The organism is Photobacterium andalusiense, from assembly GCF_900185625.1.
Lineage (GTDB): Bacteria > Pseudomonadota > Gammaproteobacteria > Enterobacterales > Vibrionaceae > Photobacterium > Photobacterium aquimaris.
In genome coordinates, this window is the sequence record NZ_FYAJ01000002.1 from 263,495 (window position 1) to 277,499 (window position 14,005).

Annotated in this window: 15 protein-coding genes; 12 read left to right on the forward strand and 3 right to left on the reverse strand. The window is 37.5% G+C overall.

The genetic code is table 11. The features are described from left to right. Positions 1-6: 6 nt before the first annotated feature. From PAND9192_RS06695 to PAND9192_RS06705, 3 genes are all read left to right on the forward strand, one after another. Positions 7-705, forward strand: a complete 699-nt coding sequence (locus tag PAND9192_RS06695; protein ID WP_087853107.1) for a hypothetical protein — start codon at positions 7-9, stop codon at positions 703-705. Positions 706-810: 105 nt separating this feature from the next. After that, a complete protein-coding gene (locus PAND9192_RS06700) occupies positions 811-1,887 on the forward strand; it encodes an RES family NAD+ phosphorylase (RefSeq protein ID WP_087853108.1) in 1,077 nt (358 codons plus the stop codon). A 157-nt stretch (positions 1,888-2,044) separates the two neighbouring features. Continuing rightward, positions 2,045-2,785, forward strand: a complete 741-nt coding sequence (locus PAND9192_RS06705; protein ID WP_087853109.1) for a hypothetical protein — start codon at positions 2,045-2,047, stop codon at positions 2,783-2,785. A 162-nt stretch (positions 2,786-2,947) separates the two neighbouring features. On the opposite strand, the gene PAND9192_RS06710 is transcribed toward PAND9192_RS06705, so the two are convergent. Together PAND9192_RS06710 and PAND9192_RS06715 are read right to left on the reverse strand one after the other, a co-directional pair. After that, positions 2,948-4,336, reverse strand: coding sequence for a DEAD/DEAH box helicase (locus PAND9192_RS06710; RefSeq protein WP_061000841.1), 1,389 nt, complete (start codon positions 4,334-4,336; stop codon positions 2,948-2,950). Between the two features lie 9 nt (positions 4,337-4,345). Next, complete coding sequence (locus PAND9192_RS06715) at positions 4,346-4,894, reverse strand: VspR family transcription factor (protein WP_065176289.1); 549 nt, start codon at positions 4,892-4,894, stop codon at positions 4,346-4,348. A 91-nt stretch (positions 4,895-4,985) separates the two neighbouring features. Between PAND9192_RS06715 and PAND9192_RS06720 the strand changes: the two genes are divergently transcribed. The 4 genes from PAND9192_RS06720 to ltrA all read left to right on the forward strand — a co-directional run bounded on the left by PAND9192_RS06720 (position 4,986) and on the right by ltrA (position 8,794). Then, the gene (locus PAND9192_RS06720) at positions 4,986-5,192 is read left to right on the forward strand and encodes a helix-turn-helix domain-containing protein (RefSeq protein WP_061000837.1); all 207 of its coding nucleotides are present in this window, start codon (positions 4,986-4,988) and stop codon (positions 5,190-5,192) included. Positions 5,193-6,151: 959 nt separating this feature from the next. Continuing rightward, positions 6,152-6,565, forward strand: coding sequence for a DMP19 family protein (locus PAND9192_RS06725; RefSeq protein ID WP_087852930.1), 414 nt, complete (start codon positions 6,152-6,154; stop codon positions 6,563-6,565). Between the two features lie 378 nt (positions 6,566-6,943). Beyond that, entirely contained in the window at positions 6,944-7,087 is a 144-nt protein-coding gene (locus PAND9192_RS20785; protein ID WP_162486904.1) for a hypothetical protein, read from the forward strand. Positions 7,088-7,321: 234 nt separating this feature from the next. Then, positions 7,322-8,794: a group II intron reverse transcriptase/maturase gene (gene ltrA, locus PAND9192_RS06730; protein WP_087853110.1), complete on the forward strand. Its 1,473-nt coding sequence runs from the start codon at positions 7,322-7,324 to the stop codon at positions 8,792-8,794. A 119-nt stretch (positions 8,795-8,913) separates the two neighbouring features. On the opposite strand, the gene PAND9192_RS06735 is transcribed toward ltrA, so the two are convergent. Further along, positions 8,914-9,462, reverse strand: a complete 549-nt coding sequence (locus PAND9192_RS06735) for a recombinase family protein (RefSeq protein WP_087853111.1) — start codon at positions 9,460-9,462, stop codon at positions 8,914-8,916. 133 nt (positions 9,463-9,595) lie between these two features. Here PAND9192_RS06735 and PAND9192_RS06740 point away from each other — a divergent pair, with 133 nt between their 5' ends. The 5 genes from PAND9192_RS06740 (at position 9,596) to PAND9192_RS20645 (ending at position 13,773) form a co-directional block, all read left to right on the forward strand. Further along, positions 9,596-10,303 (forward strand): hypothetical protein, encoded by a 708-nt coding sequence (locus PAND9192_RS06740; RefSeq protein WP_087853112.1) that lies wholly within the window; start codon positions 9,596-9,598, stop codon positions 10,301-10,303. Between the two features lie 912 nt (positions 10,304-11,215). Beyond that, positions 11,216-11,515 (forward strand): hypothetical protein, encoded by a 300-nt coding sequence (locus tag PAND9192_RS20790; protein ID WP_200817786.1) that lies wholly within the window; start codon positions 11,216-11,218, stop codon positions 11,513-11,515. Between the two features lie 313 nt (positions 11,516-11,828). Then, positions 11,829-12,380 (forward strand): hypothetical protein, encoded by a 552-nt coding sequence (locus tag PAND9192_RS06750; RefSeq protein WP_087853113.1) that lies wholly within the window; start codon positions 11,829-11,831, stop codon positions 12,378-12,380. 269 nt (positions 12,381-12,649) lie between these two features. After that, positions 12,650-13,639 carry a hypothetical protein gene (locus PAND9192_RS06755; protein ID WP_087853114.1) on the forward strand — a complete coding sequence of 330 codons (990 nt, stop codon included), beginning with the start codon at positions 12,650-12,652 and terminating at the stop codon, positions 13,637-13,639. Then, a complete protein-coding gene (locus tag PAND9192_RS20645; RefSeq protein ID WP_159458219.1) occupies positions 13,615-13,773 on the forward strand; it encodes a hypothetical protein in 159 nt (52 codons plus the stop codon). Before PAND9192_RS06755 ends, PAND9192_RS20645 begins: the two co-directional genes overlap by 25 nt. Positions 13,774-14,005 lie beyond the last annotated feature (232 nt).

Here is a 14,005-nt window from a genome sequence, read left to right on the forward strand (position 1 = left end):
TTTAAGATGGACATTCAACGCTCTTTATATTTTGGTTTTACATTGAATTTAGTTCTTACAGCACAATTACTTAGAGTGGGGTATGTCATTGTCCACTACTTGATATTGTGCAAGAGTATAGGAGTCATATTGAGTTACGGATACAGGTTAAATGTAGAACAGCTTCTACTCAAAAACGCAAATAGGAGTTGGTTAGAAGCTGATAAAAATTTGGTTTCAGTTAGGCACTCTGATCCTGTGACTGCAAAAGACATTATGTTAATGAGTCCAGCGTTTGATGATGAAAAAACAATATCTTTGTGTATCGAATCTGTTTTAGGTTGGGCTATAGCAACTGAAGCGTTTGTTAATCTAGCTTGGCAAAATACTCCTAGTACTTCAGGTTTAGAGGAAAAGCAATTCAAAGGGACTGTCGATAAGATTAAGTATCTTTGTAAAAAAAATGAGATAAATTATGGCTCGTTAAAATGGCGCGATGACCTTGTTGAGTTGTTTAAGTTAAGAGACTACCTAGTACATTACAAAGATCCCATTACATACATTGGTTTTTCTTTCGCTCCAAAATATCAACGAGACTTTTCTCGTCAAAATATGGAAAGATATCAATTATCTGTCATGAGCCTAATGGAAGTGTTAGGAGGAAAGCTAGGTATGGATATCTCTTTTTTAACTGGGGAATTCGAACTTTTCTATTACAGCGAATAATTTGAAAATTAGTTTAACAAAATATCCAGCGTAAATTCGTCACGCATACCATTTTTACCATGTGTGATTTTTAATGGTTAAAGGTGGAAATCAAATAGGTAAAACATGAATAAACAGTCTCCTATTGGTGAAAAAATACTTCTTTGTTCCAATTGTTTTAATGATGAAGGTTTAAGCATCGATGCATATAAAATAGGTAATGAATCTCAAGAAGATTGCCCAAACTGTAGTACTTCAGGGGGGCGTAAGCTTACTAAAGATTTGATTAAAGATTTGGCTTGGCGTTTTTTTGTAAGTGGAACTACAGTTCGTTGTGATTACGGTGCAGCACCTGTAATTCAAACCAATGAGTATCATTATGGTAAAAGTGATATCCGTCCATCGGCATGGTTAAAGAATGACATCAAGTTAATAGAAAATGCCGCTCAAATTGGTATTTTTCATTACGGTCCAAATTTATGGATGATCGGTGAGGTTGAACCGCTTAAAGACTTGCAAAATGAAAGTACACGATACGATGTTATCAAACGTGTAATACATGAATATCCCGAAAAAATGCTTCCTATTGGGACTAAATTTTACCGTTTGAGAATTAGCCCTGATAATCCTTCTGATCCAATGGAATATGATAGTCCACCAATTGAATTTTCAGGTAGAGGGCGCTTAGACTCATCAGATTTATCTGTGATGTATGGCTCTCAAGATCTGGATGTCTGTATTCATGAATGCCGAGCTTCGGTAGATGATGATATTTATATAGCTACGCTAAAAACTACAAAAAGCTTGAAGTTGCTAGATTTGACTCATGTTTTAGAAGAGAATTCGACAGAATTTGAGAGTCTAGATATGGCTATACATATGTTGTTTTTAGCTAAGTCTCATTCCTATGAAATATCTCGTTCCATAGTTAAGGCTGCTAAAAAAGCAGGTTATGATGGGGTTATCTATCCATCATTTTTTAGCTTAATTAGAACTGGAGGGCATCCATTCGAAACTGCTTATGGTTTGTCATTACGTAGGCATCACCCTGAACGAGAAAAGTATGCTAAAGCTTATACAATAGAAAATTTAGCTCTTTTTGATTTCCCACTTCAGTCTAATTTAGTAGAAATGGTTTCCATTAATCGGCTTATCATCACACACGTTGGTTATCAAGGACATTTCGGTCCTGTCGAGTATTAGCTTTAGTGGCAGTATTTGCCTAATAATCTATTTTATATTGATTTCCAATTCTTGGCATTTTTCATTTCATTGTTGGGTTTTGTGTTTACGGTGGTATGGTTCAGTTTAGTGGTAGCGTTGCCTCACCTTAATGCAGCGTTAGGTTAATGGAGAACTTGTGAAGTTTTTTGAAAAATACAAATTGGTCATTGCTGGAGTGATTCTTGGGTTCTATGTCGGTGCAGTTGTGTTTAGTTATGCCGAAAGCAATACCAAAAATATTGTTGCAGTGCTGAACTCTTTAGGTGGTTTTATCTCATCTGTTGGTGCAATTGCGGCGATATTTACGCTTATACACATTGTCAATGAAAGGCGTGTAGAAGAGAAGAATAGACAGGTTTCCTATGCCAATTATTTGATGGTTCAGATAGTTAACCAAGCTTGGATTACTCGCAGTTATTTAGAAAAAGTATATGATGGCTATGTACTTGGTGACTCTGAAAGCTGTTTAAATTTGGTTTTGAGTCGTTATTCTGTTGATCATTTAAAGAATATCGATATTGAGAAATGTGCGTTTCTAATAGGCAGCTATGATCCTAACATTTTTACAAAAATTACAAACTGTAAGTCTAATGTTTCAGCGATAAGAGAGTATGTAGATTCTCGCTCAAAATACTATATAGACGAGTTTATCCAACCTTGTAAACACTTGGATAGTCATGATGGTTTCGATTTAGAGCAAGTTGAATCCTGTATTGACTCTATCGTTATTCATTCATTAGTGACGTCAACCGATCGTATTTTTAATCAACTAAACTCAACAGTCTGCGATCTAAACAAGCTACATACGATGCTGTATAACACCATGAATCAAAAGTTTCCTTATGATAGCTTTGTTAAGCCAATTGAGGCAGATTAACCTAACAAATCATTTAAGGGTGATTCCTTACAGCTCCTTGTTTCACTTCGCTCATAGTATAGCAATCGGACGTTATACCTTAATGCGGCGTTGATTATTTTTCCTAATACCGACTAGCCGAAATAGAGCAAATAATCTAAACAGTTTCTGTCCAATAACAATTTAGCCATAAATAAAAGCACTGATTATGCGAGTATGATATTTACCTAGAGTAAGCTCTGAATGTTGAGTTTGAATATCAAGGCTTTTAGATATGAATGTATTTTCACTGCTTTCCCAGTCTACCGTACAGCAATGATCCTTTGCTTTATTATCGGTAAGATGACTAGCAAGTTTCTGAGAATGCTTTTTGTCGTGTTCACTGTAATCATTATTGTTAAACATAGTTATTCTGGAGCAACTTTCTGGAATATCTATTTCGATTTGTTCAGCAAATTGTACTAGATTACTTTCAGCAAAAGTGTATAGCCAGGCTTCTTGATTGGCAGTATTTGTTGTTCGTAATATACGTCCTAACACTTGGCGAAAGTATAACTCTGTTCGAATATTACTAAGGTGGCAGCAAACTTGAAGCCTTGGAATATCAGTGCCTTCACTAATCATGCCAATACTAACAATCCATTGAGTGTCACTGTGCTTAAATGATTCAATTATTCTATTTGAGTACTTGTCTTTATAAGTAACAAGCACACAAGTTTGATCGAATTGTTGTTCTAATATTTGAATTATTTTTTGAGCGTGTATGATTGAGGCTGCTACGATTAAACCTCCTGTTTCGATTGAAATTTGTCTGATCGCTTCAAGTTTATTAACAGCTAACTCAATGATTGTATTTAGGGCATCATCATTATTAAGCACACAAGAATAATGTGTATTACTCTTTTCAATCAGTGCATTGATAGAGCTAAAGTATTCAGGTTTGGTGTTGCTCTGTAATGAAATGTTATCACTATCGATTAAAGTGATATTTGGACGTCGGCATACGCCATCATTTACTGCTTGTTTTAAAGAATATTGGTAGTTACAAATTACCTTGCCTTCAGGATCAGTATAAGAAAGTAAACTAATAGGTAGTTCATCGGAGCGCCAAGGTGTTCCTGTTAACGCCAGTGTATACAAAGCTGTATGTTGAATATCATGTACTAAGGTTTGACCCCAGCTATTGTTATCAGAATCTTCATTACCTCCACAGTGATGAATTTCATCAAAGACACATAACACGCGGTAGCGGGAAATTGTTTTCCAAAAATCACGATGAATGTATTGCATCGATTGGTAAGTCATCGAGCACCCCAGCGTTGCCACTTGACCATTAAAAATACAATCTAAAACAGCAGCAAATGTTTTTTGAATGTCCGAGGCAACAGTCTTTGACGGTGAAAAGCAAATAACAAGATCAATCATATCGCTATCAAATAATGTCTTTGCTAAATGAGCTGCCATACGTGTTTTCCCTGCTCCTGGTGTTGCTTGAGCAAGAAAATGACTGTGTCCATTTTTATAATGATTAACAGCGTTAGAAATACACTCATTTTGCCAAAGCCGAAGCATCTTAATTCCTTAGATTTGTCCGTATGATAGTACGTTAGATATTGCTCGAATTTGCCCAACAATAGCAGCTGCATTTTCTTTTGCTTCAGAATGCAGTTTCAAAGCAAGAAAGGCGGTTTCTGGAAATTGTTCGATCATCGCTTGGTATTGTTCAGTCTCAGCAAGTTTTATGGATAACTCTGCTTCCATTATGGCTTTTTGTGTTTTCAGATTTTTGATACAACCTTCTGAAATTGCATTAAGTTCGTCAGTTTGATTTTTTACCACCTGCTTCACATGTTGATTTTTACGTAGTTTCTTTGTTTTGAATTTAATCAAATTAAAATCATCGCATTTTTTAAATCGTTTACTATGTCTGATCCCTGTACATGTAAGGACACCTTTTGTTGTTAAATCCAATAAATGCCGTGAAGCAAAAAGCCTAGTGGTATTTTGGTTTGTATAACGAGGGAATAGCTGCATCAACAGGTCACGAATTGTTGTTGTTTTAAACTGTTCATCATTCACTTTCTTTAAGGCCATCAGAATATCAGGATGTATTTTTATTAAGTCAGTCATAGAAAATATTATTTTGATAATTTGCGGATTATAGTCCGTGGTAACATAATCATCAATCTTAGATAGTCTTTCATTTTAGGTCTCCCTTAAAATGAAAGACTTAGCAAAACAGTTTGGTGTTAATTTACGTTCAAAACGCCGTGATAAAGGCGTATCACAAGATCAATTAGCATTATTAGCTGATATAGACAGAAGCTATATTGGTAGAATTGAGCGTGGTGAGGTCAACATAACATTGGAAAAGGCATATCAACTCGCAGAAGTACTTGAGTGTGATGTTAAAGAGTTACTTCCCTAAAATATGGCAGTATTAAATCTATTATTTTTGATTTAAGGTACGACAGAATCGCTTGGTGATCACAAATGAGTTAGCCACTTTGCTAACTCAGAATTGCCCCAAAACGAGTTAGATCAAATACTCATTCATTTTTTTTTAATGTGATTTTGGATTAGTTTTATTTGCTGTATATATAAACAGTTATAATGAAACGTGTTGATTTTATCGCTTTAGTTCTGTTTTTAATAAGAAATATTTCTTGTTAAAAACAGAAGTGGAATCATAACCAATTGAAAATTATATCATTTAACATTTCAGTTTGTATTTAATAAGACTGATTAAATACATTTCTTACTTATCACATCCTCTTATTGAGAGTCAGGCGTGAAAAATTGTTATCAACTTCATGATATATATAGATTATATCTAGTATGATAAAGGTTGTTTATGCGTGTATTTTTGCGCGAAAGTAAGAATGCTTATTAATATACTGTTAACTGACTGCGTACTAGAATTAACTATTCAAAAACAGTTGTTTATGTTACCTTGTGAACAGTTTACTTAGGTCAGCTATTGCTGGGGTCTCCATCGGTTCAGTTGTAATTGGTCCACTAGTCGCTGTTGTTTGTTTATTATTGGCTATAACACTCGTGTTTTTCCTATCAACTTCAACTTCAAAGGTGACTACCATGAAAAAAACCAACACTACAACCGGCTCACTAAATTCTCATCTATCTTCCGCCCTAATCGGTATTTCAGGCGGCGTAGTGGCCAACACAATGACCGGGTTGACCTAAGTAAACTCCCATCCTCTGTAAGCTTCTACCAAGAATAAGTTTCCGCCAAAGTCAGTTAACAATCTGTTTAAGAGTGATTCGCAACGCGTGGCATTTTTACTATGCGTTGGTTTAAGTGATTAAGGTGGTTTGCGGCGGCTCTTGTAATGCGTTGCTCACACCTTAACAGGGCGTTAGATTGCTATGAGTGAAATCGTCGAATCAGCCTTCGAAGAGGCACTTGAAAAACTAGGATTAAATGGTATGGATGCGTTATCCGAACAAGATAAGGTTGTAGCATCTATATTTGCTCTTGAAGCGGAAGTGAACAATGGTGGATTTGATCAATTCTACTATAACTCTGCAGGAGACTTAGCCTATTATGTGCCACAAGCACTGCGAATTATAGGAGCTCCCAAAACAGCAGAAATTACTGAAAAAGCGAATTCCATCTTTGGTGAAAATGGACCGAGCCGAGATCACGTTTTGAGGTCAAAACAACTGCAGTGTTTAGGCGATCAATATGACGAATTCTTAGGTGAATTGGATGACCAGTTTTATGAGTATCCACACGATTTATATGCGTTACTAGAGCAGTATTTGGTAAAACAATCATGAACAAGTCGCAATCTAACAATCTGTTAAATAAGGACAAATTTTGCTGTATCGCTTTTTGCTTTTCTGCTCCGCAGGCAAAAATCAACCCAGCAAAATTTGCCTATTAACAGGGCGTTATCCCTACTTTTCCTAATACTTACCAGCCAAAATAGAGCAAAGTGCGTAACTCGCTTTTGTCCGTGCGACCTGAAGTCGTATGAAGCGTTGTTCATCGCTTTATGAATGAACCATCTGTATCACCAGATGAACCTACGAGCCTGAATAAAGCAGCGGCTCGGACAATGTAACGAAACTTGGCCGTTGGGCTGAGTGGGAAAAGAATCGTGAGAGGACGTTCCTCCTGAAAACCACAATTCGGGTAAGTGCTAGGTAGTCAGTATGATGAACGTATGTGAATCCATTCAAGGTGCGTTATACGATGAAGCAGCGGAAGTGGTTAATACGCTGTGGCCAAAAGGCAATGAGAGTTGGAAAGAAGTTGGACAGTATTCTTTCGTGATCGCAGTACTCTCCGCACTATAGTGGGCATCTAAGCTGACATTTTACGTGACATACGGAACAGGGTAAGCCTGTATCATTCCCTTTGGGAAAGCCGTTGTGGCCGATAATGATGCAGGTATAGGAGGTTGGAAAAAGCGAAAGCTACATTGTAATGATGTAGATACAGACTCATGTCTGATCACGAAAGTGAGCCCACTTCCGACTGGTCTCCCTTTGCGAGAGAGTTTGAAGAACTTTATTTAAGGAGAAAAGCAAATGGTGATCTCGGAAGAGATTAGTGCATCTTCTGACGGTGCTCAATGGCAGTCAATAGACTGGAAATCCGTTGAAGCGCAGGTATTAAAGCTTCAAATGCGTATCGCAAAAGCAATTAGAGAAAAGAAATACGGTAAGGTGAACTCCTTACAGTGGCTCTTAACTCATTCTCGCTCAGCTAAGCTTCTTGCGGTTAGGCGAGTATCTCAAAACAAAGGCAGTAAAACGCCTGGAATAGATGGTGTCATCTGGAACACAGATGCACGCCGTATGAAAGCAGTCAATCAGCTTAGTCGCAAGACTTATAAAGCGAAACCACTTAAACGCATCTACATTCCCAAAAAGAACGGCAAACTCAGGCCATTAGGCATTCCATGCATGGTTGATAGAGCGCAACAAGCACTCCACCTACTAGCACTAGAGCCTGTGTCTGAAACACTTGCTGACCCCAATAGTTATGGATTTAGATCTAATCGCAGTACTGCTGACGCAGTCAGTCAATGCTTCAAATGTTTGGCTCTAAAGAAATCAGCCAAATGGGTACTTGAAGGGGATATCAAAGCCTGTTTCGACAAGATCGGCCATCAATGGCTTCTTGATAACATCGCTGTAGATAAGCGAATGTTGGAACAATGGCTAAAGTCTGGCTTTATGGACAAAGGTCTGTTCTATGATACTGATGAGGGTACACCACAAGGCGGAATCATATCTCCGACCTTGATGTTAATGACTCTCGCAGGGCTAGAGCAGTACATAAAATCCACTGCGCTCAAAAAGAGTGCTAGAGCTAACTTTATTGGTTACGCAGATGATTTCGTGGTCACCTGCTCTTCAAAGGAAGTGCTCGTGAACGACATCAAACCGTTGATTTCTGATTTTCTGGCAGAAAGAGGGTTAACCCTCTCCGAAGAGAAAACGAAGATCACTCATATTGATGACGGCTTTGACTTTCTAGGCTTCAATCACAGGAAGTACAAAGGGAAATTGCTCATCAAGCCGAGCAAATCCAACACGTTGTTATTTTTGAGAAATCTACGAGAACTCATCAAAAAGCACGCAACCATCCCTGTTAACGATCTTATCAAGTTGATAAATCCGAAACTCAGGGGATGGGCGAATTACTATCGCCATTGTGTTGCTAAACAAATATTCGGGTATGTCGGCCACAAACTATTCCAAGCGTTATGGCACTGGGCAGTTAGACGTCATCCAACCAAGTCCAAAGACTGGGTTGTTCATAAGTACTTCCTCAATCGTAAAGGCCAGTGGCAATTTCACGGTTGGCAGAAAGTCATGAACATGGACTGTCACTTCAATCTATTCCAAATAGCGAAAGTGCCTATCGAACGACACGTGAAAATTAGGAGTGCAGCGACCCCTTTTGACCCTCAATACCAAGAATACTTGGCGATGAGAAAACCCAAAAGGCTAGCTCGTAACTCTTGGAAAGAGCCTGTCCTGACTTCGTTTTAAGTTGCTGGGTATCAATGATGCCTTAGTGGAGGCTTGAGCCGTATGCAGTGAAAGTTGCACGTACGGTTCTTAGAGGGGCGGCACTTGGTAACAAGTGTCGTCTACTCGACAAAAGTTTGTTAGCGATTTCGTATGACTTTATAAACGGTATTTCTTGAGATCTTCAACTGTCTCGCAATGGTAGTAATGGAAGTATGTTTGTCATAAAGCGATAAAACTTCATCTTGAATAGTTGAAGATATCGGCTTACGCCCTTTGTATTTGCCAGCATCTTTAGCTGCTGCAATCCCCTCCATCTGCCTTTCTTTACGGATATTAAGCTCAAACTCAGCAAAAACAGCCAACATATCTAAGAACGCTTTTCCTGAAGCTGAGTCCGTTGATATTGGTTGCTCAAGTGCAGATAAAGTTATTTCTTGCTCTTTCAAAGAAGTAACAAGTTGTTGTAAGTCGAGCACCGACCTAGCGATGCGATCAATCCGTGTAACCACTAAAGTATCGCCAGCCCTTAAATAGTTCTGAAGCTCAATAAAACCACTCCGTTTAGGGTTAGATCCTGAAGCAGTATCAGTGAAGACTTTACTACAACCAGCTTTCTTTAAAGCATCTACTTGAATAGCTAAAGATTGCTCTTGGGTTGATACTCGTGCGTATCCAATTTTACTCATGGCAAATGTTCAAATAGGGTCTAGACTTAATAAACATAATGTTAATTTAATCATTTTACCACCCTAAATGAACAAATTTTGATGAATTTGAGATTGTTAAAATAGGGTGAACCCCAGAACAACAGGAGAGCGCATGAACTTTCGAGATCCTAAATTGGTATTCGTGAAAAACTTCCGTGGTGATACAACATCATTCTTGCAGGTTAGCGATCTCAAAGGGCCGAATGTTCATCTCAAAGATGTCGAGAGTGGTGGGAATTTTATTTTTACTAAAAAGCAGATTGAGATGTTTGTGGCAACGAAGAAATTAAAAGTAACCCAAGTTGATGATTTACCACCAATCTTATTTGGTAAGCCACTAAAAAAACGAGAAGTAATTTCGAGGGATAAACTCGATGATAAAGCCCATAAAGAAATGGAAAGACGGTATCAATATGTACTTGGTGTTATAGATGAAGGTTTCCCTGCTTATACTCCGAAGTGGCTTGACCCTTACATTGTTGCAAAAGCACAGCAAATCAAAGATACAGCATCGCCAAGTTATCGAAGCCTGGCACGTTGGATGAAAGTGTTTGTGGAAAGTGGTTGGGAGAAAAAATCATTACTCATGCGTCATGATGATAAGGGGAATAAAGAAATAAAATTGCATCCTGAAATGAATGACATACTTAAACGTGTGGTGCGTGAACATACGTTTAAGTTCAAAAGAGTAAAATATATGAATGCGTATCGTGATTTTCTTCAACAACTGGATGAGTTAAACGTCAAGCGTAAGGCGACAGGGCAAGAACCCTTAGAGGCATGCAGTTACAAAACACTTAGACATCGATTTGGAAATTAGCCATTAGTATAGTGATATATTAATGTACTAAATAAATACTAATTATAAATTAATAATAATCAGTGTGTTATTAAGTTTAGTATATTAAATGCTATAAATTTATAAAGTGCTTTCAGCGACAATTACTGTCGCTAAAAGCATAAAAGTGTCTTTTTAAGATGCCTGAAACTAGGTTTAGTCGTTTTATTACAACGTTAAGTTAGCAATAGTAAAGTTGATTAAGCCACAATACATGCTCGAGTCTACACTCTGTATCTTCCTACAACACATGCCTGAGTCTACACTCTATCTTCCTACAACACATGCCCGCGTCCCAATTCCGTCACTTTCTACAACACATGCCCGTGTTCAAATTCCGTCATTCCCTACAGTGAATGCCCGTGAGGGCGATAGGGAATCTACCATCCGCGCGTTGTAGAGCTATTTTCGCTGGCTTCTTTAATGCTCAAACATGGGCTAAATAGTTTACGGATAGTCCTTATAAAAATATGGTTGTCCCATGTTTCATTTTAGCAATAGTAAAGTTGATTAAGCCACAATACATGCCCGTGTTCAAATTCCGTCATTCCCTACAGTGAATGCCCGTGAGGGCGATAGGGAATCTACCATCCGCGCGTTGTAGAGCTATTTTCACTGGCTTCTTTAATGCTCAAACACTAGTAGATTAGTTTACTGATAGTCTTCAGGAAAATATGGCTGTCCCATGTTTGCTTCTATAAGGCTGATTAAATACATTTCTTATTTCCTACATTTAAAATAAACATTTTGAAACAAAATTGTGAAACCAAGTTTATGATATTTATGAATTAAAATGATTATTGTTGTGGTATTTTAAGGACGTTATTTCGCATGGAAGTAAGAATGCTTATTAATTAGCTGCTAAATTGCAGGAGGAGGTATGCATTTCAAAAAATGATGACCGACCGTATAAAAATTATTAAAATAAATGGTGAGGAGCACTCGGACTTGAAAGCTAGTATTCAAGATAAGAGCATTTATCTGATGCAGTCAAATGTGCTAATTGAATCAAATGATCTTATTCAAAGGTCAATGTCTAACGGTGGTGAGGAAACGTTTAAGGTTATCGATCCTGGTTACAATGAAAAGTTTCACACAATACCCGCACATTACCAAATGAAAGTTCAGAAATTAGGTATTCCAGAAGCTAAAAAAGCGATACTTATAACTTCAACGGCGATAATGCTAGAGTAAATAACAACTCTGTAGATAACTCGACAAATATAGTTAATCATTACTCTGAAGTTACAGAGCATATTGAGTTACTTCGCAGCGAAATCGAAAGACTTGTAAAAAGATATACCTGAAAAGCAAGAAGCTCTCGAGGTTGTTGATGCTGTAGAAGCTCAATTTCAATTATAAACGCCAAGTAAAGCAGTAGTTAAGACGTTATTGGGAGCTTTGCCTCATGCAGGAAGTATCGCGTCTGTTGTTTCTGTCCTACTTTCGGCTATTGGTGGCTAGCAATTTAACATAGTGTTATATGTCATGTAGTAATAAGGACTTTATGTCAGTTGAATTATCGTCATCCTTTTCATCAGAGGATTGGCAACAATTAAAAGATAGTCAGGATAAGGCTCAAATTATAACTGTTCTACGCCATCGCTATTCAGAAAGATATTTTGAACCATTCAAGAACAATGAATCAAAGCACGGCTTTAGTATGATGGCAGTATCGTGTTTAGTTATTGAATCTCTAATTTCACTAAAACGTGGATGGAAGAAAACTCATGGGTCAGGGAGCGTGATTTTCGAGGAATTCTTTTCCACATCACATCATTTGACTGATTTTATCGGACTTGGAGCGGATTTTTATAAACACATTCGCTGCGGTATTCTACATCAAGCGGAAACTACTGGAGGGTGGCGTATTCGTAGAGATCTCTCGTTACCGATTGTTTGCGTAGATACGAAGGTAATTCACGCAACAAAGTTTCTAAATCAGCTAGAAAAGGAATTTGAAAAATTTCTAACTGAACTAGAAGAGCAAGAGTTTACATCATCTCAATGGAGAAAGGTTGTTAAAAAAGTTGATTATATCGTAGCTAATTGCGGTTAGGCATATAATAAATTGTTCAAAAGTGATTCGGTACGCGTGGCATTTCTACTATGCGCTGGTTTAACTGTTTAAGGTGGTTATGCGGTAACTTAGGTATTGCGTTGCTCACCCTTTAGCAAGGAAAGACAGGACACCCATAGTGAGGGCGATAGGGAATCTACTTTCAGCGGGTTGAATTTTCAAAGTAAAGATGTGGCAGTCCTATGCTTATCATTAGATACGACGATTTATAAATAATAATGGAATTTAAAAGTTAAGTAGAGAAAAATATGGAGATTAGCTACCGCTTTAATGGTGATCAGGTTGAAGTATTGATGGGCGCTAAAGTGATGTTTGCTGACGAATCAATTATTGAGGAATCATCTGATAGTATAGTTCTTTATCACTTAGATTTTATTAGCAAAGAGAATTTTGATCGGTTCACTAGTTCTAAGTTGAAGGACATCGAAGTTCCAACGCCTTTAGAGATTACATATGAAGAACCTTCCATTGATGAGGATATTCCTTCCATAGATATGGTGCGACTGCGGTTAGATAAGGATGTTTCAAGGGCTTGTTTTGAAAGTGTTTTTTCTTATTTTGCTTGGGCGGAAGTGTTTTCCCCCTCAGTATTTGTAGAAAGGTTTTGCGATATAATAAGTGAGTCGAGATCCCCAATCGCAGCTTGGTACGGTGATGTAAATTATGATTTGGAAGGTTGGGTAGATGGCATACCTCAAATTACACTTAACACGAGTCTAAATCTTCAAGATGATCTTCTTATCAGTGATCAACTTTTAGAAATGAAAACTTGTTATTTAAAGTGTTATGAATCTACTTTAAAGACTCTTAGAAAAGAGTACCAAAATTCATTTTTATTAAAAACATTCAAATTCCCCAAAGAATACCAAAATATCTGCTCTCAATATCTAATTTGGTTTGGGGAGTTCCTGGAAAATTTTGGTATAAATGCCTTGATCTCAGTAAATCATGAAGGGGATGAAACACAAGTTGTCATTTCATCTGAACATACAGAGAAAATGTTCCATGAGATAGAAGCTCTTTTCTCTCAATATATTGCTCTACCATACGCAGAGTTCTTGCCGGCACCTACTCAATCTCTATCCGTTGAGCAACGGGTCATGATTACCACATTGCAATCTCAAGTTAATCATTTCAAGAGTCAATTAGAAATGAAAATTGCGTTTATTGAGCTAAAAATGCAACAATTCAATCACTACAGAACACGGTTAACATGCAAAAAAACCAACTATTGTTGATTGAAAGTATTCAAGGTGATGATGAGTTTGAGCTTTTCGGAGGCGCAATAAAAATTGGCGATATTGAATGGGGACCAATAAAAATTAGCCCTAAGAGATTGATCGATAAAGCTAAGAGGCAGCAAAACCACTGACATACATTACCCTTACAGGGTATGAATACAGAGCTGATCCATTTAGAGGACATGATAGACCGTAATCATTTCTACTCATGAGGTGACAAATATCTAAAAAGCATTCAAAAGTGATTTAGTGCTTGAAACTTTTCATTCCATCGTTGAATCTGTGTCCACAAGTGAGTTAGTTATTCAGCTAACTCATTTGTGATCACCAAGCGATTCTGTCGTATCTTAACTGCGTTAATGA